General features: G+C 67.3%; 21 protein-coding genes. 10 read left to right on the forward strand and 11 right to left on the reverse strand.

Features of this window, described 5'->3' with window-relative positions; translation table 11 throughout:
• Together U1700_RS04320 and U1700_RS04325 are read right to left on the reverse strand one after the other, a co-directional pair.
• Positions 1-195, reverse strand: a complete 195-nt coding sequence (locus U1700_RS04320) for a toxin-antitoxin system HicB family antitoxin (RefSeq protein ID WP_332750445.1) — start codon at positions 193-195, stop codon at positions 1-3.
• Entirely contained in the window at positions 195-1,097 is a 903-nt protein-coding gene (locus U1700_RS04325; RefSeq protein ID WP_332750446.1) for an SPFH domain-containing protein, read from the reverse strand. Before U1700_RS04325 ends, U1700_RS04320 begins: the two co-directional genes overlap by 1 nt.
• 112 nt (positions 1,098-1,209) lie before the next feature.
• On the opposite strand from U1700_RS04325, the gene U1700_RS04330 reads away from it, so the two are divergent.
• Positions 1,210-2,130, forward strand: a complete 921-nt coding sequence (locus U1700_RS04330; RefSeq protein WP_332750448.1) for an isoaspartyl peptidase/L-asparaginase family protein — start codon at positions 1,210-1,212, stop codon at positions 2,128-2,130.
• Here U1700_RS04330 and U1700_RS04335 read toward each other — a convergent pair.
• The 7 genes from U1700_RS04335 to U1700_RS04365 are packed head-to-tail and all read right to left on the reverse strand — an operon-like array spanning position 2,106 to position 6,825.
• A complete protein-coding gene (locus tag U1700_RS04335; protein WP_332750450.1) occupies positions 2,106-3,239 on the reverse strand; it encodes a GNAT family N-acetyltransferase in 1,134 nt (377 codons plus the stop codon). The two genes, U1700_RS04330 and U1700_RS04335, sit on opposite strands and share 25 nt — an antisense overlap.
• The gene (locus U1700_RS04340) at positions 3,226-3,993 is read right to left on the reverse strand and encodes a glycerophosphodiester phosphodiesterase family protein (protein WP_332750452.1); all 768 of its coding nucleotides are present in this window, start codon (positions 3,991-3,993) and stop codon (positions 3,226-3,228) included. The genes U1700_RS04335 and U1700_RS04340 overlap by 14 nt, the downstream gene beginning before the upstream one ends.
• Positions 3,911-4,372, reverse strand: a complete 462-nt coding sequence (locus U1700_RS04345) for a RidA family protein (RefSeq protein WP_332750454.1) — start codon at positions 4,370-4,372, stop codon at positions 3,911-3,913. Before U1700_RS04345 ends, U1700_RS04340 begins: the two co-directional genes overlap by 83 nt.
• Positions 4,373-4,405: 33 nt before the next feature.
• The gene (locus U1700_RS04350; RefSeq protein WP_332750456.1) at positions 4,406-5,143 is read right to left on the reverse strand and encodes an SDR family NAD(P)-dependent oxidoreductase; all 738 of its coding nucleotides are present in this window, start codon (positions 5,141-5,143) and stop codon (positions 4,406-4,408) included.
• Positions 5,140-5,772, reverse strand: a complete 633-nt coding sequence (locus U1700_RS04355; RefSeq protein WP_332750458.1) for an HAD family hydrolase — start codon at positions 5,770-5,772, stop codon at positions 5,140-5,142. Before U1700_RS04355 ends, U1700_RS04350 begins: the two co-directional genes overlap by 4 nt.
• Positions 5,762-6,283 (reverse strand): YceD family protein, encoded by a 522-nt coding sequence (locus U1700_RS04360; RefSeq protein WP_332750460.1) that lies wholly within the window; start codon positions 6,281-6,283, stop codon positions 5,762-5,764. The genes U1700_RS04355 and U1700_RS04360 overlap by 11 nt, the downstream gene beginning before the upstream one ends.
• Positions 6,280-6,825, reverse strand: coding sequence for a ubiquinol-cytochrome C chaperone family protein (locus U1700_RS04365; RefSeq protein WP_332750462.1), 546 nt, complete (start codon positions 6,823-6,825; stop codon positions 6,280-6,282). Before U1700_RS04365 ends, U1700_RS04360 begins: the two co-directional genes overlap by 4 nt.
• Before the next feature lie 87 nt (positions 6,826-6,912).
• Between U1700_RS04365 and U1700_RS04370 the strand changes: the two genes are divergently transcribed.
• Genes U1700_RS04370 through U1700_RS04380 form a run of 3 tightly spaced genes read left to right on the forward strand, consistent with a single transcriptional unit; the run spans position 6,913 to position 9,339 of the window.
• Positions 6,913-7,386, forward strand: coding sequence for an outer membrane protein assembly factor BamE (locus tag U1700_RS04370; protein ID WP_332750464.1), 474 nt, complete (start codon positions 6,913-6,915; stop codon positions 7,384-7,386).
• Positions 7,387-7,423: 37 nt separating this feature from the next.
• Positions 7,424-8,185 carry a tryptophan 2,3-dioxygenase gene (locus U1700_RS04375; protein ID WP_332750466.1) on the forward strand — a complete coding sequence of 254 codons (762 nt, stop codon included), beginning with the start codon at positions 7,424-7,426 and terminating at the stop codon, positions 8,183-8,185.
• A complete protein-coding gene (locus tag U1700_RS04380; RefSeq protein WP_332750468.1) occupies positions 8,182-9,339 on the forward strand; it encodes a class V aminotransferase in 1,158 nt (385 codons plus the stop codon). The genes U1700_RS04375 and U1700_RS04380 overlap by 4 nt, the downstream gene beginning before the upstream one ends.
• Here the strand turns inward: U1700_RS04380 and U1700_RS04385 are convergent.
• Positions 9,336-9,947 carry a TetR/AcrR family transcriptional regulator gene (locus U1700_RS04385; protein WP_332750470.1) on the reverse strand — a complete coding sequence of 204 codons (612 nt, stop codon included), beginning with the start codon at positions 9,945-9,947 and terminating at the stop codon, positions 9,336-9,338. The genes U1700_RS04380 and U1700_RS04385 overlap by 4 nt on opposite strands.
• Positions 9,948-10,064: 117 nt before the next feature.
• Between U1700_RS04385 and U1700_RS04390 the strand changes: the two genes are divergently transcribed.
• The 5 genes from U1700_RS04390 (at position 10,065) to dnaN (ending at position 19,481) form a co-directional block, all read left to right on the forward strand.
• Entirely contained in the window at positions 10,065-12,479 is a 2,415-nt protein-coding gene (locus U1700_RS04390; RefSeq protein ID WP_332750472.1) for a TonB-dependent receptor, read from the forward strand.
• Positions 12,480-12,484: 5 nt separating this feature from the next.
• A complete protein-coding gene (locus tag U1700_RS04395; protein WP_332750474.1) occupies positions 12,485-13,774 on the forward strand; it encodes a spinster family MFS transporter in 1,290 nt (429 codons plus the stop codon).
• Between the two features lie 101 nt (positions 13,775-13,875).
• On the forward strand, positions 13,876-17,577 hold the full coding sequence (locus tag U1700_RS04400; RefSeq protein ID WP_332750476.1) for a PAS domain S-box protein: 3,702 nt from the start codon (positions 13,876-13,878) through the stop codon (positions 17,575-17,577).
• A 137-nt stretch (positions 17,578-17,714) separates the two neighbouring features.
• Positions 17,715-18,092: a hypothetical protein gene (locus U1700_RS04405; protein ID WP_332750478.1), complete on the forward strand. Its 378-nt coding sequence runs from the start codon at positions 17,715-17,717 to the stop codon at positions 18,090-18,092.
• Positions 18,093-18,377: 285 nt separating this feature from the next.
• The gene (gene dnaN / locus U1700_RS04410) at positions 18,378-19,481 is read left to right on the forward strand and encodes a DNA polymerase III subunit beta (protein WP_332750480.1); all 1,104 of its coding nucleotides are present in this window, start codon (positions 18,378-18,380) and stop codon (positions 19,479-19,481) included.
• A gap of 23 nt (positions 19,482-19,504) precedes the next feature.
• On the opposite strand, the gene U1700_RS04415 is transcribed toward dnaN, so the two are convergent.
• Positions 19,505-19,933 carry a hypothetical protein gene (locus tag U1700_RS04415; RefSeq protein ID WP_332750482.1) on the reverse strand — a complete coding sequence of 143 codons (429 nt, stop codon included), beginning with the start codon at positions 19,931-19,933 and terminating at the stop codon, positions 19,505-19,507.
• Positions 19,934-20,041: 108 nt separating this feature from the next.
• Between U1700_RS04415 and recF the strand changes: the two genes are divergently transcribed.
• A complete protein-coding gene (gene recF / locus U1700_RS04420) occupies positions 20,042-21,103 on the forward strand; it encodes a DNA replication/repair protein RecF (RefSeq protein ID WP_332750484.1) in 1,062 nt (353 codons plus the stop codon).
• Positions 21,104-21,231 lie beyond the last annotated feature (128 nt).

Consider the following 21,231-nt stretch of genomic DNA (forward strand, 5'->3'; position numbering starts at 1 on the left):
TCAATCCTCCTTGGGTGGGCGACCCCGCTTCACGGGAAGCGGATCCCCCAATTTCACGCCGCGCGCACGCAATGCCTCGCGCAGCAGATATTCGACTTCGGCATTGACGCTGCGCAGGTCGCACGCCGCCAGCCGCTCAACCGCGCCCCACAGGGCCGGGTCGACGCGGAGGGGGAAGGACTTGCGCGCGCTCATTACTGGTAGAGCGAGCCGGCGTTGACGATCGGTTGCGCATCGCGTTCGCCGCACAGCACGACCATCAGGTTCGAGACCATCGCCGCGCGGCGCTCGTCATCCAGCTCGACGACATTCTTGGCCGAGAGCATTTCCAATGCCATTTCGACCATGCCGACGGCGCCTTCGACCATCGTCTTGCGCGCCGCGACGACAGCCTGCGCCTGCTGGCGGCGGAGCATCGCCCCGGCGATTTCCTGGGCATAGGCCAAGTGAGTGAAGCCGCATTCGTCGACCGTAATCCCGGCGACCGCCAGCCGGGCGATGAGCTCGGCGCGAAGCTCGACCCCGACCTGGTCGTGATTGCCGCGCAGCGTGACTTCCTGATGCTCGAAATCGTCATAGGGATAGCGCGAGCCGATGGTGCGGACCGCGGCTTCGACCTGGACCATGACGAACGCCTTGTAATCGTCGACGTCGAACAACGCCTGGGCGGTGTCGATCACGCGCCACACGATCTGCGCCGCCATCTCGATCGGGTTGCCGCGCAGGTCGTTTACCTTGATCTTGTCCGAAATGACGTTGTTCGATCGGACCGAGACTTTTTTCTTCATCAGCCACGGCCAGGTCCAGCGAAGTCCGGTGGCCCGGTCGCTGCCCTTGTAGGCGCCGAACAGGGTCAGCGCGGCGGCCTGGTTGGGCTGGAGCATGTAGAAGCCCGGCGCGATCAGGATAAGCCCGATCGGGCCGAGGATGACGCTGGCAATCGGCATTGCGCCAAAGCGGTCGGAAGCAAGGCTGATCACACCGAAGACCTGCAGCACGATCAGCAGCAGCAGGACGAGCAGCATGGCATAGCCGCTGATCGTCGCGGCGGGCCGTTCGCGGCTGGCGTTAAGCGCGGATTGAGTCGAATCGGACATGGATGGCGAATCGGACACGGTAGGTCTCCCCCTTTAATTGATATCATATTAGTATCGTGATGTATGAAGAGTCAAGTGGCGTCCTGCCGGGGAGTTGGGCTAGGGCGGCGCGATGAGCTGGACCCTTGTCATTCACGGCGGCTGCGGCGCGATGCGGCCCGACCATTTGCCCCCCGAGCAGGAGGAGTGCGCGCGGGCCGGGCTTGGCGCGGCGCTCGATGCCGGCAGCGCGGTGCTGGCCGGTGGCGGGTCCGCGCTCGATGCGGTCGAGGCCGCGGCGCGGGTGCTGGAGGAGGATCCGGCGTTCAATGCCGGGCGCGGGAGCGTGCTGACCGCCGAGGGGCGGGTCGAGCTCGATGCCGCGATCATGGACGGGGCGGACCGACGCGCCGGGGCGGTCGCCGGGCTGACCACGACCCGCGCGCCGGTAAGCGCGGCGCGGGCGGCGATGGAGCATACGCCCCACGTGCTGCTGACCTACGACCAGGCTGACCGGTTTGCGGCGGTGCACGGGCTGGAGCAGGTCGCAAACGACTGGTTCGTCACCCCCGAGCGCAAGGCCCAGCTCGACAGGATATTGGCAGCGGGGGGAAAGTTCGACGCCGAGGTCAAATTTGGCACGATCGGCGCAGTGGCGTGCGACGTCCACGGCCATGTCGCGGTGGCGACCTCGACCGGCGGGCTGACCGCCAAGCGCTGGGGCCGGATCGGCGATTCGCCGCTGATCGGGGCGGGCACCTATGCCGACGATCGCGCCGCCGCAGTGTCGGCAACCGGGCTCGGCGAGGCGTTCATCCGCGCGGTTGGGGCGCATGAAGTCTGCGCGCGGATGCGGCTGGCGGGGGCAGGGCTGCAGGAAGCGATCGACGCGGTTCTGGCCGATGTGGCGAGCCTTGGCGGGACCGGCGGGCTGATCGCAGTGACGCCTGCGGGCGAGGCGGCGTGGGGGTTCACGACGCCGGGAATGTATCGCGGACGAGCGAGCGCCAATGGCCGCGAGATCGGGGTCTATTCGGATCCTGAGCGCCGGTAAGGCAGCATCCCCCGCAAGAGATCCAGCTCCTGCCGCACCGCGTCGCGTTCTCCCTCCACGAAGGCCGCGACCGCGCGGCGGAAGTCGGGGTTGGGGAGGAAATGCGCCGAGTGGGTCACGACCGGCTCATAGCCCCGCGCCAGCTTATGTTCGCCCTGCGCGCCGGCCTGGACCGACTTGAGGCCATTCGCGATCGCCCACTCGATCGCCTGGTAATAGCTCAGCTCGAAATGGAGGAAGGGGATTTCGCGGTCGCAGCCCCAGTAGCGGCCGTAGAGCGTGTCGTCGCCGATCAGGTTGAGCGCGCCCGCGACGGGATCCCCGTCGTGCAGCGCGAGCAATAGCAGCACCCGGTCACCGAGCGCCGCCCCGAGCCCTTCGAAGAAGGCGCGGGTGAGGTAGGGGCGGCCCCATTTGCGGTTGCCGGTGTCCTGATAGAAGCGCCACATCGCGGCCCATTCGTGTGGGCCAATCTCGGTCCCGCGAAGCGCGACGAACTCCAGCCCCTCGCGCGCGGCGGCGCGTTCCTTGCGGATGACCTTGCGCTTGCGGCTGGCGAGGCTCCCGAGAAAATCGTCGAAGCTGGCATAGTCGCGGTTGAACCAGTGGTACTGGATGCCGTCGCGGATCAGCCAGCGGCGGGCCTCGAACTCGGCCACTTCGAGCGGGTCGATGAAGGTGGCGTGGGCCGAGCTTAGCTGGTTCTGGACGGTAATCGCTTCGGCGGCAGCGATCAGCGCCTGCGAGCGTGATCCGAGCAGGCGGCGACCCGGGACGGGGGTGAACGGGACCGCGATCTGCAGCTTGGGATAATAATCGCCCCCCGCGCGCTGCCATGCTTCGGCCCAGCCATGATCGAACACATATTCGCCTTGGCTGTGCGCCTTCAGATAAGCCGGGGCAGCGGCAGCGAGACTGCCGTCGGGAGCATCGATCAGGATCGGCGCGGGGGTCCAGCCGCTGTGCCCGCCGACGCTGTCGCTGTCCTCGAGCAGGGCGAGGAAAGCGCGGGCCATGAACGGATCGGCGGGGGCTAGGCTGTCCCACGCCTCGACCGAACCGACCGAGGGGCCGAGCCGGGCGAGGATTTCCGAATCACGGTCGGCCATCTGCTTCCCAGATCAGCGCGCTCGAGCGCGGGCCCGCCCAGGCGCGGCCGACGGCGTCGCTGATCGTCCAGACATAGACCGGCAGCCCCGATCGGCTGACCCATGGTGCGGCGAGATCGGGCACGCTCAAGGCAAGGAAATCGGGACGCGACACGAGCATCCTGGCCCAACGCGCGAAGCCCTGCTCGCGCCCCGACAAAATCAGCCCGCGGCGAAGATCGGGACGGTGGCGGGCGAGCCACGCGCCGACTCGCGGGTCGAAGCTCATGATACCGACGGGGCCGGGACGAGCGCCGAGCGTGCGGCAGACAGCAGCGGTGAGGCGGGCAGCATTGCCCGAATCGGTCTTGATCTCGATCAGCAGCGGGGTGCGCCCGGCGGCGATCATCAGCAGGTCGGCAAGGCGCGGGATCGTTTCAGTCGTGCCGAAGAGGCGCTTGCCGGCAAGCGCGGCGGCACTGAGGTTCGCAACGCGGGCGGGATCGCCGCACAGGCGGGTGAGATCGGCGTCGTGGACGATGACCGGCACGTCATCGGCCGAAAGCTGGACGTCGCACTCGATCCCGGCGCCAAGTGCGATCGCGGCGCGAAATGCGGCCATGCTGTTCTCGGGCACGCCCGCGACATGAAGTCCGCGATGCGCGAAGCCCGCCGCGGGAGGCGTCAGAGGCTCAGGCCTTGATGGCGACGACCGCATCCACTTCGACCGCGACTCCCAGCGGGAGGGCGGCGACCCCGACCGCGGCGCGGGCATGCTTGCCGGCCTCGCCGAACACCTCGACCATCAGCTCGCTGGCGCCATTGGCGACCTTGGGGTGGTCGGTGAAATCCGTCGTCGAATTGACGAACACGCCCAGCTTGACGATCCGTTCGACCCGGTCGAGCGAGCCCAACGCGGCCTTGATCTGGGCCAGCAGCATGATCCCGCAGCGGCGCGCGGCGGCCATCCCGGCATCGAGATCGACATCGTCGCCGAGCCGGCCCTTCATCAGGCTGCCATCCTCGGCGAACGAGATTTGCCCCGAGACGTGGAGCAGGCCGCCCACCTCGACCGTCGGCACATAGGCGGCGACGGGGGCGGCGGCTTGCGGAAGGGTGATGCCGAGCTCGGCGAGGCGCTGGTCGATGGTCATGGAATGGCTCTCAACACCCGCACCCGGCCGACGTCAAGCCTCCGGCCGATGCACCGCGAACCCGCCCCAGCTCTGGTTGACGGGCATCAGTTCGACGACGTTGATGTTGAGGTGCGGGGGAAGCGTCGCGACCCAGTGGATCGTGTTGGAAATATCCTCAGCCGTCATCGGCTCCATGCCGCCATAAAGCGCGTCGCTCGCGGCCTGGTCGCCGCCGCTGCGCACCAGGGTGAATTCGGTCTCGACCATGCCCGGCTCGATCGAGGTGACGCGGACCCCGGTGCCTTGCAGGTCACAGCGCAGGCCCAGCGTGAACTGGTGCACATAGGCCTTGGTCCCGGCATAGTTGCAACCGCCGCGATAGGGATAGGTGGCGGCGACCGACGACAGGTCGATGATCGCGCCCCTGGTAGCGATGAGGTTGGGCAGCAACGTCCTGGTGAGGATGACCAGCCCGACGACATTGGTTTCGATCATGCCGAGGATCGGGTCGAGATCGGCTTCCTGCAGCGGAACTGCAGCGGTCGCATAGCCGGCGTTGTTGATCAGCAGGTCGATCGGCGGGAGGCCCTTGGCGCATTCGATGACGGCGGCGCGATCGACCATGTCGAGCGCGATCGGGGTAAACGCATCGCCCAGTTCGTCGGCCAGCGCTTTCAACCGGTCGACCCGCCGCCCGGTGCCGATCACGCGCCAGCCGTCGGCGATGAACTGGCGGGTGCAGGCCTCGCCGATGCCCGATGTCACGCCGGTAATAAATGCTGTCTTCACGCTGCTTCACCCTTGTCGAATTTGTCGAGTATCCATGGCAACGCCCGGTCCCAATGGTCGATCCGGGCGTGGGCCTGCTCGGCCGCAGGGACGTTCGGGGCGAGCCGGGGTTCCGCGACCATGTGCACGCGCCACACGTCGGCGGCGTGCTTCGCAACCGAGGCGTGGTGGACAGCGAGGTCGTCGATGAAGGCGGTCACCGTCGGGGCATGGCGAGCGATGATGGCGCGCGCGGGCACCCCTTTGCCGCCCTGGTTGGTGACGACTTCGTGGCGGATGCCGTGGCTGGCGAGCTGCTCGACCCGCCAGCCATGGGCTTCGTCGCCAAGGTTAGTCAGGACGACGATGTCGGCCACCTCGCCGATCCGGCCGAGTGCCTCGATCGCTCCGGGAACGGGGGTCTGGCGGTGCATTTCCTCGCGAAAAAACTGGTTGAGCAAGGGCCACACCTCGCCCTCGCCAAGCGTCTCGCCGGTCGTGCGGCGGGTGAGCGCATCGGCGAACTTGCCGCCTTCGAAATCAAAGTCGATGCCGTGCTCCTCGCCAAGCCACGCTTCGAAATGCGACACCATGTGGAGCAGCACTTCATCGCAATCGGTGATCAGCAGCGGGCGCGGATTATTCGCCACCCGATCCGCCTTTCAGTTTCGCCAGGGCGGCAAAGGGGCCGGCCTCGGCCTCGCTCAGCACGCCCGCGGACTTGAGCGCCTCGTCGGCTCGGGGCCCGCGGGGATAGGGGTCGAGCGCGAGGCTCAGCGTGTCGGCGACGGCCTCGCCAAGGTCGATCGCCTGGCCGTCGTGGATGACGGTATCGAGGTCTGACTCGCCAAGTTCGATCTCGGGCTCGGCGCCGTCGACCACCGGCGGGGGCACGAAGGCGAGGGAGAAGGCCTCGTCGATCGAGGCGCGGACGGGCTCGCCGCTGGCAATGCAGGCCTGTTCGAGCCGCGCCTTGAGCCGACCTTCGCAGCGCACCGTGCGGCCATCGCGGTGGAGGGTGACATGGGCGTCGAAGCGGTCGAGCGAGACGAGGCCGAGCCGCGCGGCGATGGCGGCCCGCTCGGCATCGTCGGCAACCAGGTCCATTCGCGAGCCGTCGCGGATCTGGTCGATCGGCAGGTGGTGGGCGAAATCGGTCATGCCCCGACCCCTGCCCCGATCCCTGCCCCGATCCCTGCCCACGTCCCCGCAACGACGCGATCGAGCGGGAGGGCGGCGAGCGACTGGACCAGCTGGCGCAGTTTTTCGGTGGTCGCGGCGAGCGCGGCATCGGCGACCATATCGTTGCGATAGACGCTGGCGCGAACCGCCTCGTCCCAGTCGCCGCTGGTGGCAAGCAAGGTCCGCCAGCGGTCGACCCGGCTGGCGAGGCTTCCAACCAGGCTGCGAACCTGCTTCGACAGCGTCGCGTCGAACCCCTGCTCGCGCATCTGGACATCCATGTCGGTGATGAACGCCTCGGTCAGCGCGACCGACGGGGCGCGGCCCTCGTCACCGTCCGCCTCCAGCCGCAGCACGACCAGCGCGACGACCGTGGCCAGCATCGCGAAGCGCCCGTCCATCGTGTCGGGCACCGCGCCGCCGCGATAAAAGGCCGGGTCGCGCGCGGCGTTCACCGCAGCGTCATAGGCCGGGGCCGAAGGCGGGGCTGCAGGTCGCAGCGCCTTGAAGACTATGGGCATGGAAAATCCTTTGCGCCTTGCGTCGATGGCGCCGTCCCGCATATTGAGGCTGGCGCAGCGCGAGACAAGCGCTGCCAAGGAGAATTTATGTCCCGTTCGCTGATCGCCGTCGCTGCCGCCGCGACCCTCCTTGCCGGATGTAGCGGAGTCCGCGAGCATCGCGGCTTCGTTATGGACAAGGCGCTGGCCAGCGCGATCCAGCCGGGAATCGACAATAAGGCGTCGGTCACCCAGACCCTTGGTCGCCCCAGCTTTGCCGGCCAGTTCACTGACAGCGACTGGTATTATCTGTCGCGCGACACCGCCGCCATCGCCTTCCGCAACCCCCATGCGACCAGGCAGGACCTGCTCCACATCCGCTTCGACGCCAGCGGCAACGTCGCCTCGGTCGACCGCACCGGCAAGGAGCAGATCGCCTCGGTCAAGCCGATGCGCAAGACCACCCCGACACTCGGCCGCAAGCGCAGCTTTTTCGACGAGATTTTCGGCAACATCGGCATGGTCGGGTCGGGCGGACTCGGCGGAGCGGGCAATGCCGGGGGCCAGCCCGGCGGGCAGTAGGGTTGGGAATCTGGCCATCCCGGCTTAGGGTGGCCCGATGACCGCAACTCCTGCAGGCGTGACCTACGCCGACTATCTCAGCCTCGATCAACTCCTCTCGGCGCAGCATCCCAAGTCGGACCTGCACGACGAGATGCTGTTCATCGTCATCCACCAGACCAAGGAACTGTGGCTCAAGCAGATGCTCCACGAGGTGCGCCTCGCGGTGGCGCTGGTGCGTACGGATCGCTTTGCCGAAGCCTATAAGGCGCTCAGCCGGGTCAGCCGGATCCAGTCGGTGATGACGCTGTCATGGGATGTGCTGGCGACGCTGACCCCGGTCGATTATTCGCGCTTCCGCCATGTCCTGGGCACGTCGAGCGGCTTTCAGTCGGCGCAGTTTCGCGAGCTCGAATTTCGCCTCGGCCTCAAGGACGCGCGCTTCCTCGACCATGCCGAGGGCGGCGCCGAAGGACGCGTGAAGCTGGAGGCAGCGCTGGCCGAGCCGAGCTTGTGGGACGAGGCGGTCGCCGCGCTCGCCCGGGCGGGATTCGAGACCGGCGACGAGGCGGCGATCGCGGCGGCGTGGCTGGCGGTCTATCGCGACAGCGAACGCTGGTTCGACCTTTACCAGCTGGCCGAGAAACTGGTCGACATCGACGATGCGCTGGCGGCGTGGCGGCACAAGCATTTGCTGACCGTCAGCCGGATCATCGGCGGCAAGCCCGGCACCGGCGGATCGGCCGGGGCGGCCTATCTCGCCTCGACCCTGGCCAAGCGCGCCTTCCCGGCGCTGTGGGACTTGCGCACCCAGCTATGACCAGCTCTTCCTCGAAAAGCCTCTTTTCCAAAAGCCTGTCCGCCGCACCCGACCGGCTCCACCTGGCGGCGCACAGCCATCATCTCTGGCCCGACGCCAGCTTTGCGGGGCAGGTCGAGGCGTGGGACGATGCCGCGCGGCTGGCCGACCGCAAGTGGGACCGGATCATGGGCGAAGTGTGGCCCGAGGCGCAGCGCCATGTCGCCGACGAGCTTGGCACCGGCAACCCCGGCGCGGTGGTGTTCGCGGGCAATACGCACGACTTGCTGATCCGGCTGGCGGCAGCCTGTCCGCGGCGCGGGGGACAGGCGCTGCGCGTGCTGACGACCGAGGGAGAATTTCACAGCGCGCGGCGCCAGCTGGCGCGGTGGGAGGAATCGGGCGAGGCGGTCGTCACCCGGCTGACGGTGACCGACGACCTGCCCGCGCAAATGATCGCGGCGGCGGCGGATCACGACCTGCTGTTCGTGTCGCAACTGATGTTCGGGACGGGGACGCTGGTCGATGTTGCGGGCATCGCCGCTGTCGGGCGCGCCGACGGGCCGTGGGTGGTGGTCGACGGTTATCACAGCTTCATGGGCATCGAGCAGCCGTTCGGCGGGACGCTCGGCGAGACCGCCTTCTTCTTCGGCGGCGGCTATAAATATGCCATGGCGGGGGAGGGCTGTTCCTTCATGCATTGCCCGCCTGGCTTTGGCCCGCGCCCGCCGATCACCGGCTGGTATGCCGAGTTCGACGAGCTAGACCTCGCGCCGGGTCAGGTTGGCTATGCGCCCGACGCGATGCGCTTCATGGGCGCGACGTTCGATGCGTCGGGGCTGTACCGGTTCAACGCGGCGCGCCGGATGCTCGATGACGAAGGGCTGACGACCGCGAAGATTTCAGCGCAGGTCGCGCAGCTCCAGGCGCGGCTGGTCGAAGTGATCGCGGCGACAGCGCTGGGCGAGGCCACATTGCTCAACCCGATCGACGGGCGGCCGCACGCCCGCTTCCTGGCCTGGCGCTCGCCCCGCGCTGCAGCGTGGCAGGCCGATCTTGCGACGCAGGACTGCATCACCGATGTGCGCGGTGACGTGCTGCGGATCGGGATCGGCCTGTATCACGACGAGCGCGATATCGATTCGTTTGCGCTGTTGGCCAAAACGCTGACCTAGGCCCCCAGCCCGTCGCGCAGCAGGCGGCTCGCCGAGGTAGCGACCGCCTCGCCGTCCTCGCGGCCCCATACGCCGAAGCGCAGGCCGAGGAACACGTTCATCCCCATGATTGCCCACGCCGCGACTTCGCGGTCGAGGGGGGCGATGGCGGCAAGGTCGCCGCTGGCACTCCCCGCGGCCAGGCGCGCGGCGATGCGGGTCGCGGTCGTCTCGTAATGCACGCGAAAGCCCGCCGGGTCGACGAACTCGGCCTCGTCGATGATCCGGTAGACTTCGCGGTGGTCGGCGACAAAGCCCAGATAGGCTGCAAGCGCGCGGCGTTCGCCATCCAGTGCATCGGTTGCGCCATCGAGCGCAGGAGCGACCGCGACCCGCACCCGCTCGGACATGTCGCTGACGAGCGCGGCGAACAATGCCTCCTTGCTGTCGAAATAGGTGTAAAACGTGCCCAGTGCGACCTCGGCGCGGCCGGTGATCGACGAGACCGAGCTTTCGGCAAAGCCGCGCTCACCGAATTCGAGCCGCGCGGCATCGAGGATTCGGCGAAGCGTTTTCTCGCCTCGTGGCGTTCGCGGCGCCTTGCCCTCGCTTGCCGGACTGGTCGCCATCTTATTGTCCCCCCACCGTTTTCACAATAAAGTTGAAACTCGGTTCAACTTTCACTAATGCAAGCGACAAGGCGATGCAACCGGTCCAGCCGGAACGCCACCAAAGGGGAGGATACCATGCTTTTCGTCTCATTCACGCAGCGCCTGTTGCTGGCCACTGCCGCCACCGTCGTCATTCCGTCGGCCGTGTTCGCCGCTGCACAGGATACGCCGCCCTCCACCGCCTCGACGGCTGCCGCGACATCCCCCACAGACGTCGATACCGGGGCGATCGTCGTCACCGCGCGGCGCCGTGCCGAAACGCTCAAGGACGTGCCGATCGCGGTCACCGCCATCACCGGCGCGCAGCTCGCGAAATCGGGCGCGATCGACATTACCGATGTTGCGCAATCTGCCCCCAACGTGACGCTGGAAGTATCGCGCGGCACCAATTCCACCCTTTCCGCCTTCATCCGCGGGGTCGGCCAGCAGGACCCGGTGGCGGGGTTCGAACAGGGCGTCGGCATCTATCTCGACGATGTCTATCTCAACCGTCCGCAAGGCGCGGTCATGGACATTTACGACGTCGAGCGGATCGAAGTGCTGCGCGGACCGCAGGGCACGCTCTACGGTCGCAACACGATCGGCGGCGCGGTCAAATATGTCACGCGGCGGCTGTCGAAGACGCCCGAGCTGCGCATCGGCGGCAATGTCGGCGAGTATGGCCAGCTCGATGCGACCGCGACCATGTCCTACCCGCTGGCCGATGCGCTGCGGATCGGCGCCTCGGTCGCCCGGCTCCATCGCGGCGGGTTCGGGCAGAATGTCACGACCGGCCAGGATAATTACAACAAGGACATCACTGCCGGCCGGGTGTCGGCCGAGATCGGGCGCGACGACAATGCGCTCATCCGGATCAACGCCGACTACACCCGCGACAACAGCAATCCGCGCGGCGGGCACCGGCTGATCGCGGGCCTGCTGTCGGGCACCCCGGTGCTGGCCAACGTCTACACCTCGCAGGGCGGGCTCAAGGACCCGAAGCAGAAAGTCGTCTCGAAAGGCATTGCCGGGACTGCGCAACTGGCGATCGGCGACGGGCTGATGCTGAAATCGATCACCGCCTATCGCAAGGACGATAGCGCGACCCCGATCGATTTCGACGCGCTGCCCGCGGTCGATCTCGACGTGCCGGCCATTTATCGCAACAAGCAGTTCAGCCAGGAGCTCCAGCTCCAGGTCAACAAGGGGCCGCTGCAGGGGCTGCTCGGGGCCTATTATCTCGACGCGACGGCAATCACCGCATTCGACGTGCGCCTGTTCACGACCTCGCCGGGCTTCACGGTGTTCACCTCGGGCAATGTCGGTACCAAGACCTATGCGCTGTTCGGGGACTTCACCTACGCCCTCTCGCCGCAGTGGGCAGTTTCGGTCGGGGGTCGCTACACCGATGATCGGCGGAGTTCGTCGATCCTGCGCCAGGTCTATCTGGGCGGCGGGTCGCCCCTGTTCGGCGGGCTGGGCATCAAGGCCGGCAACCCGCAGACCAATTTCGCCGGCAAGCGCAAGGACATTGCTTTCACCCCCCGCGCCTCGATCAGCTTCAAGCCGGATACGAACAACAGCTTCTACGTCAGCTATGCGCAGGGCTTCAAAGGCGGCGGGTTCGACCCGCGCGGCGTCGGCATTTCGGCGCCCGACACCGACCTCAATGGCAGCATCAGCTACTCGGAAATCTACAATTACTTCACCTTCCGCCCCGAGAAAGTGACGACCGAGGAAATCGGCTACAAGGCGTCGCTGTTCGACCGGCGGGTCTACACCGCGATCGCGCTGTTCAATTCAAGCTACAAGGACGTCCAGATCCCGGGCTCCGCCGCGAAGACCGTCAACGGCACCGCGACCTTCGTCGGTGCGACCACCAATGCCGCGAAGGCGCGCATCCGCGGGGTCGAGTGGGAAGGCGATGCGCGGATCGCAGGGGATCCTTCGGGAACGCGCCTAAACCTGGGCTGGGCGATCGGCTATCTCGACGGCAAATATCAAAAGTTCATGGGCCTGGTTTCCTATGCGCCGCCGGGAGCCCCCAATGCCGGCGCGCCCACCGCGCCCACCTCGCTCGACCTCGCGAAGTATCGCAAGATCCAGAACACGCCGAAGTGGACCGCGAGCGGGACGTTGAACTTCACCCACCCGTTCGGGCGCGGCGAAGAAATCAACGCCAGCGCAACCCTGTCCTATCGCGGGGCGACCCAGCAGTTCGAATTCCCGATCGCCGGGCTCGACCAGAAGGGCTACGCCCTGCTCGACGCGAATTTCAACTACACCGGCCCCGATCGCCACTGGACGTTCGGCGTCCATGCGCGCAATCTGACCGACAAGAGGGTCATCGTGTCAGGCTATAATTATCTCAACGTGAACCCGTTCACCGGGCAATATATCAAGACCGACGGGACCCCGGGCATCAAGTCCACCCTCGGCAAGGAAGGCGTCTCGACCGCTTTCTATGGCAACCCGCGCCAGCTGTTCTTCTCGGTCGGGTATAAGTTCTGACCATCATGGCGAGCAGCGAAGCAAATGACCGGCAGCCAGCGCACAGCGGGCTCGTCGTCGGGCTGCTGCTGCTCGCCTACATCTTTAACTTCCTCGACCGCCAGCTGCTGGCGATCCTCAAGATCCCGATCAAGGCCGAGCTTGGCCTGAGCGACACCCAGCTGGGGCTGATGGGCGGGATTGCGTTTGCTGCTCTCTATTCGACGCTGGCGATCCCGTTCGCCCGGATCGCCGACCGGCGCGGGCGCGTTCCCGTCATTGCCGCCGCCGTGGCGGTGTGGAGCCTGTTCACGGCCTTGTGCGGGCTGGGACAGAATTTCTGGCAATTATTCGCGATGCGGATGGGGGTCGGGATCGGCGAGGCGGGCGGGGTCGCACCGTCCTATGCACTGATCGCCGACAGCGTGCCCCAGGAGCGGCGGGCGCGCTCGCTGGCGATCTTCTCGCTCGGGATTCCCTTAGGATCGGCGCTCGGGCTGGTCGCGGGGGCGTGGCTGACGGTTCACCTCGACTGGCGCTACGCCTTTGCCGTAATCGGGCTTGCCGGCCTTCCGATCGCATGGGCGATCCGCCGATTCGTGCCTGAAGCGCCTCATATCGCCGGCGGACCGCCGACGGCAACGTTCGCTCCGCCCGCGGCAACGTTCGGAGACGTGGCCGGGCGGCTGGCGCGCAAGCCGAGCTTCTGGCTGCTCTCGTTCGGCGCCGCGTCGGGATCGATCTGCGGCTATGGGCTGGGCTTCTGGCTGCCGTCCTATTTCGTCGCCGACCTCCACCTCAGCCTGACCGACATGGCCTTCTATTTCGCCAGCATCGTGCTGATCGGCGGGTCGATCGGGATCTACCTCGGCGGACGGATCGCCGATCGCCTGCGGGTCACATCGATCGGGGCCGACGCCGGGGTGCCCGCAGTCGCCTTCCTGCTGACCGCGCCGCTTTATGCCGCTGCCATGGCCGCGCCCTCGCTGGCGATCGCGTGGCCGCTGTTCGCGCTGCCCTACATGCTGTCGCTGGTGTGGCTCGGGCCGATTGTCAGTGCGATCCACCGGCTGGTTCCTCCGACCGAGCGCGCGACCGCGTCGGCCTGCTTCCTGCTGATCAACAATCTGATCGGAATCGGACTTGGCACCTTCCTGTTCGGCTTTCTGTCCGACCAACTGAAGCCCGTCTATGGCGCGGCCTCGCTTCATTATTCGATACTGCTGGGGCTAGGCTTTTACGTCGTCGCAGCCACATTGTGCGGGCTCGCCGCTATCCGGCTGAAGCGCGACATTGTGGATACAACTCAACAGTAGATTAACCGCCAGATCGGATTGGTCTTCGCGGGCTATCAGGGACCGTTCGCCGTAGCTTGGCTCCTGCTCCGCGACAGGACAAACAGCCCATGGCTCGCGCAATGCCGCTTTCGACGATCGCTGCGCTTCCCCGATTCGTGATCCGCTCGCTCGGCCTGTGGGCGCAAGGCCTTGCGCCGCGCCATGCGAGTTTCGGGCTGTTGTGGCGCTGTCTCGCCATCGCCGCGACGGTGTTCGTAATCGCGCTGCTCGGCATACTGATGACCCGCGCGAGCGGCCGGATCGCCGCCGTTTGGCTCGCCAATGGCCTTGCGGTCGCCCTGCTGCTCCGCCGGCCGCAGCACGAATGGTCGATGCTGCTGCTGGCGGGCTTGGCGGGCAATGTGCTGGCAAACCTTGCGGCGGGGGACATTCTCCTCGACGCGACCTTGCTGTCGCTGCTCAACGCGCTCGAGATTTCGCTGGTCGTGACGATGACGGCAAGCGGGCTCGATCCTGACCGACAGTTCGAAACCAGGTCGATCGGGCGCTTTCTGGGGGCGGCAATGGTCGGGCCGCTGGCACCGTCCGTGATCAGCGCGACATGGTTCATGGCGCGCGACGGGCTGCCTTTCACGCTGGGGTTCGCCAGCTGGTACGGGGCCGATGTCCTTGGCCTGCTGATCGTCTCGCCGATCCTGCTCGCGGTCCGCCCGCTGCGCCACGTGATCGTCGAGCAGCGCCCGCTTGAGGCGTTGCTGATCCCGCTGGTCGCCTCAGGGCTGGCCGCGCTGGTGTTTGCGCAAGGGACGAAGCCGCTGCTGTTCCTGCTCGCGCCGGTCGTGCTGTTCGCCGCCTTCCGGCTGCGGCTGCTGCCGGCGATGCTGACCGTGGCTGCGGTTGCCGCCTTTGCCATTGCGATGACGACCCGCGGACAGGGTCCGATCGCCGCTACCACCCTCGATCCGGTCGATCGCATCTATGTCCTCCAGGCGTTTCTCGCGACGCTGGTGATGCTGGTCTTGCCCGTCGCGGCGGTAATCGGCGAGCGCGACGAGCTGGGGGTCGCCGCCGACCATAGCGATCGGCTGTTCCACCGCATCGCCGAAGCAACCCCGGCGGGGATCCTCCATGTCGAGCTCGACGGCACGATAAGCTTCGCCAACGATCGATGGGTCGAGCTGACCGGCCTCCAGCCCACCAGCCTGGCCGATGCGGCGTGGCTCGACCCGTTCCACCCCGATGATCGCGACCTGATTCGCGAAACGTGGCAGCGGGCCAGCACGCTCCACCAGGCGGCGGGGGGCGAAATCCGTTTCCTCGACCCGCTCGGGGCGATTTGCTGGGCCGAGTACAGCTTCTACCCCGAGCTGGCCGACGGGCGGCTCCACGGCTTCATCGTCAAGCTGTTCGACGTCACCCATCGCCACGCGGTCGAACAGGCGCTGCAGGAAAGCGAGTCTCTCTATCGCCTGCTCGCCGAAAACAGCCTCGACATCATCGTCCGGCTGACGCTCGACGGGCGGACCCGCTATGTCTCCAACGCCGCGACGCGGCTGTTCGGGTTCGAGCCGTGCGACCTCATGGAGCGGCCGATGGCGCGCTTCATCCACCCCGACGACCTGCCCGACTTCCAGTTGCTGTTCCCCAGCGCCAACCATGGCAACGGCGAGGCGATCGCTCAATTCCGTCACCGCCGCCGCAGCGGTGACTATGTCTGGCTCGAGGCCAGCGCACGGACCACGGTCGACCCCGCCACCGGCGAACCAAGCGAGCTGATCGCCTCGCTGCGCGACATCAGCGCGCGCCGCCACGCCGATCATGTGGCCGCCGACGCCGCCGCGAAGCTGCGCGAAAGCAACCGCCTGCTGACGCTGGCCGAAAGCCTGGCCGACGTCGGGCACTGGCGGTTCGATATCGCGACGCAGGGCTTCGATTGCTCGCCGCAGGTCAATGTCATCACCGACATCCCGCGCGACCAGCCAATCGGGCCAACCGAGATCCTCAACCAGGTCGACCGCCACGATCGCCGCGCCGTTCTGCGCACGCTGGTGCTCGCCAGCCGCCGGCGCGTGCCGATACAGGAGACGGCGCGGCTGACCTTGGCCCACGAGATCCGCCATGTCTGCCTGGTCGCGCAGGCCGAGCATGACGCGGCGGGCACGCTGACCGGCCTGTTCGGGGTGATCCAAGACATCTCCAAATCGGTCACCGTCCAGGCCGAGCTGGTCGGCGCGCGTGACGAAGCGCAGGCGGCGGCGCGCGCCAAAAGCGACTTTCTGTCGACAATGAGTCACGAGATCCGCACCCCCATGACCGGCGTGCTGGGGATGATCGAACTGCTCCGCGACAATCCCGCGCCCGAAGAGCGCGACCGCTTTTTCATCACGCTCAAGCAATCGGCCGACCTGCTGATGACCGTGCTCGACGACGTGCTCGACTTCAGCCGGATCGAATCGGGGCGGCTGGTATTCGAGGACGCCGATTTCGACATTGAGGAATTGATGCAGTCGACCATCGACCTGTTCGACGGGGCGGCTTCGCAAAAGGGCCTGTTGCTCGGCTTCGAGGGTGATCGAGGGGCCGCCACCCGGGTGCGCGGCGATGCCGTCCGCGTGCAGCAGGTGGTCAGCAATCTGATCAGCAACGCGATCAAGTTCACCGCCGTGGGGCGGATCACGCTGATGCTGTCGACGCGGCCCGCCGCCGCCGATGCCGCACCCGATGCACTATGCTGGCGGATCGAGGTGCGCGACACCGGGATCGGGATTCCCGCCGACAAGTTGGGGTCGCTGTTCGAACCGTTCGTCCAGGCCGATGCGGCGACCTCGCGCCGCTTCGGGGGCAGCGGGCTCGGGCTCGCCATCAGTCGCCGGCTGGTCGACGCGATGGGCGGCAAGGCCGGAGTACGATCGCGCCCGGGGCGCGGATCGACCTTCTGGATCGAACTCCCGCTGGCGGCGGGCACCGGCGAAGATGTCACCAAGGCACCGGCGGAGATTGTCGCCGGACCGCGCGCGCTCGATGTCCTGGTCGCGGAGGATAATCCGATCAATCAGATGATCATCGGCGCGATCCTGCGCCGCTTCGGCCACCACGTGACCTGCGTCGAAAATGGCCATCTGGCGCTCGAGCAAGCGAGCCGACAGGCGTTCGACGTCGTCCTGATGGACATGCAGATGCCCGAAATGGACGGCCTTGCCGCGACCCGCGCGATCCGCAACCTACCCGCACCCCACGGCAAGGTGCCGATCATCGCGCTGACCGCCGATGCCTCGTCGGAGCGGCGACGCTTCTACGACGGCGCCGGGCTGACCGATTTCCTGACCAAGCCGATCGACCGCCACGCCTTGGCCGATCGGCTCAACGCGATCGGGCGGACGATGGCTGCGGCCGAAGCCGCCGCGCCGGCCGACCCCGACCCTGTCGTCGACGAATTCGGGGGCAGGACAGCCGCCACGGGGGCGACGGCCCGCCAGTCGGCGTCCGACCCCTCAGATCCGGGCGAGCCCTTCGATGTCGCCCGTTACGAGGAATTGCGCGAATCGCTCGGCGGGGCACAAGTGCGCGACTTGCTCGACTTGCTTGCGCAGGAGCTCGGGCGCTGCCCGGCGCGGATCCGTGCCTGCATCGAGCGCGGTGACCTCGACGCGGCGCGGGCCGAGGCGCACAGCCTGAAGGGAGCGGCGAGCAATCTTGGCGCGACCGCCCTTGGCCGGGTCGCCGCGGTGATCGAATCGGCGGCGATCACCGGCCAGCCCGAACTCGAGGCGCTCGACACCCAGGCGCGGCGCACGGTCAAGGCGATCGCCGCGCTGCGCTGACTCGCGCGCCTCCTCCAGACACCAAGAACCTTCTTGTTGCAAAGTAGGATTTCACCTGCTTGGTTCGCTTGGCCGTTCCGGCTGGAGGAAGCCTGATGACTATAGCAGTGCCTTCGCGTGCGCCCCGCGCGCCTCGGATGACCGCCACCGCCAGCTGGACCGCTGTCCGCCGCGCCATTTTTCTCGACATGATCGGCCACGGCACCAACGTCGCGGCGGCAACTCGCAGCGCCGGGATGAGCCGTCAGTCGGCCTATGCCTTGCGGGACCGCGATCCCGCCTTCGCGGCCGAATGGGACGGGCTGCTCGAGGAGCGCGAACATCAACTGCTCGCCAGTCATGTCGCACGTTGTGCGCGGCGCGACGCCTACCTCCAGCGGATCGCCGCCCCCACTCCCGCTCCTGCCCCCGGCGCGGCGCCCCCGACGCCGACGACACCCATGACACGCTGGCAGCCCGCGACATCCCTGACCCCGGCGACACCCGGCGCGGCGCGCGGCGCGTGGCTCGCCTGACACCCGTGACGTCCGCGACCATCACAACGCGCATGACAGATCTGACGGACGCGCCGCCGCCTGTCCTCCCGGCCCACGCGCCGCGCCTGACACAGGCGACGATCGCGACCATGTCGACACGCCTGCCGCCGCGAACGCATTTGCGGGCACAGCGTCCAGCCTGTCCAAAACCAGCCCCCGCAAACCAGAACCACCCCTCACAAAAGCATCGATCGCCACTGGCAAGCCCCACCGTCGCCGCTATAGTGCGCTCGACAAACGCGTAGAAACGGGGCGATTACGGATATGAAGGCGACCATCGAGCGGGCGACCCTGTTGAAAAGCCTCGGCCACGTCCAGTCGGTGGTCGAGCGCCGCAACACCATCCCCATCCTGTCCAACGTGCTGATCGAGGCCGAGGAAGGCGGCAGCCTGCGCCTGATGGCGACCGATCTCGACCTGCAGGTCGACGAGCATGTTCCGGCGCAAGTGTCGCAGGCCGGGGCGACCACCGTCTCCGCCCACACCTTGTTCGACATCGTCCGCAAATTGCCCGAGGGCAGCCAAGTCGAAATCACCGCCGCCGATGGCAAGATGCAGGTCGTCGCCGGGCGCGCGCGGTTCAACCTGTCGACGTTGCCGCGCGATGACTTCCCGGTGATCGCCGAGGGTGACCTGCCGACCCGCTTCGAATTGCCCGCGGCGACGCTTCGCCAGATCATCGACAAGACCCGCTTCGCCATTTCGAGCGAGGAGACGCGCTATTATCTGATGGGCATTTTCCTGCACATCGCCGATGACCGGCTGAAGGCCGCTGCAACCGACGGGCATCGCCTCGCCCGCGTCACCGTGGCCAAGCCCGATGGCGCCGACGGCATGCCCGACGTGATCATCCCCAAGAAATGCGTCGCCGAGATTCGCAAGCTGCTCGACGAGGTCGATGGGACGCTCGAAGTGTCGCTGTCGCCGACCAAGATCCGCTTCAACCTGGGCACGGCGGTGCTGACCTCGAAGCTGATCGACGGCACCTTCCCTGATTATACGCGGGTCATCCCGACCGGGAACGACAAGCTGCTCAAGCTCGATCCCAAGGCATTTGCAGCCGGCGTCGACCGCGTCTCGACGATCGCCAGCGAGAAAGCCCGCGCAGTCAAGATCGCACTCGACCGCGACCGGGTGACGCTGTCGGTGACCAGCCCCGAGAACGGCTTGGCAACTGAAGAACTGGCGGCGGATTACACGTCGGACGCCATCGAGATCGGCTTCAACGCGCGCTATCTGCTCGACATATTGGCGCAGATCGAGGGCGATACCGTCGAAGTCCATTTGGCGGACGCCGCCGCGCCCACACTATTGCGCGAAAACGACAAGAGCGACGCGCTTTACGTCATCATGCCGATGCGGGTGTAACCGGAGGCAATCGAGCGCCCTGCCTAGCGGCCGCGCCCCAGCCGCTTCTGGTTGGCAGTGGCGGTGGCGTGGATCGGGCGCAGCGCGCGGATGCCGCTGGCCAGCGCCGCCTCGTTGATCTTCTGCGAGCGGGCGATGATTGCCGCGGCGGCGCCGGGGGTCGGCAGGCGGCCGCTTAGCCAGAAGGCGCCCAGTGCCTGGGTCTGGGCCATCAGGTCGCGCTGCATCCTGGTCCAGTCGGCGGCAAGGCTGGCGCCCGACTTGGCGAAGGCGGTGCTCTTCTCCGACACCATCCGCCCGAGTTCGCGGTGGTCGGCGTCCATCGGGCTGCGCGCGGCGGCGGCGATCGTCCCGCTGCGATTGGCGATGACTGCGCCCGAGGCTTCGGCGGTCTCGCTCATCATCTGCCCGGCATTGAGCATACTGGTCCACAGCGCGAAGGGGTTGTTCATGGCGTCGGTACCTTGATGATGAAGCAGGACTGTAACGCATATCGAACGACAAGTGCCGGATATTATCGCGCCGCTTGCCCCGGCTCGGCACGGCGTTACGACAAGGCGGTGCCGATCACCCGCCTGACCCTGACCGATTTTCGATCCTACCGCGAAACGGCGATTGGTCCGGGTGCGGGGTTTGTCATCCTGACCGGGGATAATGGCGCGGGCAAGACCAATATCCTGGAAGCGGTGTCGCTGCTGGCACCGGGGCGCGGATTGCGGGGGACGGCGCTGGGGGAGATGGCGCGGAGCGACGGGCCGGGGGGCTTTTCGATCTCGGCGCAGCTGGCCGGCGAGGTGGCCCTTGGGACCGGCACGCTGGCAACCGCGCCCGAGCGACGGCAGGTGCGGATCAACGGCGCGGCGGCGTCGGTCAATGCGCTCGCCGAGTGGCTGGCGGTGCTGTGGCTGACCCCGGCGATGGACCGGTTGTTTGCCGGCGGTGCGGGGGACCGGCGGCGGTTCCTCGACCGGCTGGTGCTGGCGATCGAGCCCGGGCACGCCAGCCATGCCGCTCGATACGAAGCGGCGATGCGGGCGCGCAACAAGTTGCTGGCCGATCCCGACCATGCCGACCCGGCGTGGCTGGCCGCGTTGGAGGCCGGGATGGCCGAGCATGGCGACGCGCTCGGACACGGTCGTGCGCGGACCGTCGGGGCGCTGGCCGGGGCGATCGAGGCAAGCGGCGATGGCGGATTTCCGCGATCCTTGATTGCGCTCGAAGGGTGGAGCGGGGATGATCTGGCCGGGCGGTTGAGGGCCAATCGGGGACGTGATTCGGCGGCCGGACGAGCGGTCGAAGGACCCCATCGGCAGGACCTGGCCGTCACCCATCTGGCCAAGCGGCAACCCGCGGCACGGGCGTCGACGGGGGAGCAGAAGGCGCTGCTGCTGGGGCTGATCCTGGCGCATGCCGACCTGGTCGCGGAGCGGCGGGGCAAGCATCCGATCCTGCTGCTCGACGAGGTCGCCGCGCACCTCGATCCGGGGCGGCGGGAGGCCTTGTTCGGGCGGCTGCACGGGCGGGCGCAAGTGTGGATGACCGGGACCGAAGCTGCGCTGTTCGAGGCCGCCGGGGAGGCGACCCGGCTTCATGTCGGCGACGGGAAAGTGACCCCCGTCTGAGCCCGTCCGATGCTGCGCTGCAACGAAAGCTGGACTTTTGCGCAGTCTTGCCCCATATGCGCCACATCACGGGACACATGCAGCGTGATCGGACCCACCTCGAACAGAGGATAAGTGGCCCCCGGCGG

The organism is Sphingomonas sp. RB1R13, from assembly GCF_036663775.1.
Taxonomy (GTDB): domain Bacteria; phylum Pseudomonadota; class Alphaproteobacteria; order Sphingomonadales; family Sphingomonadaceae; genus Sphingomicrobium.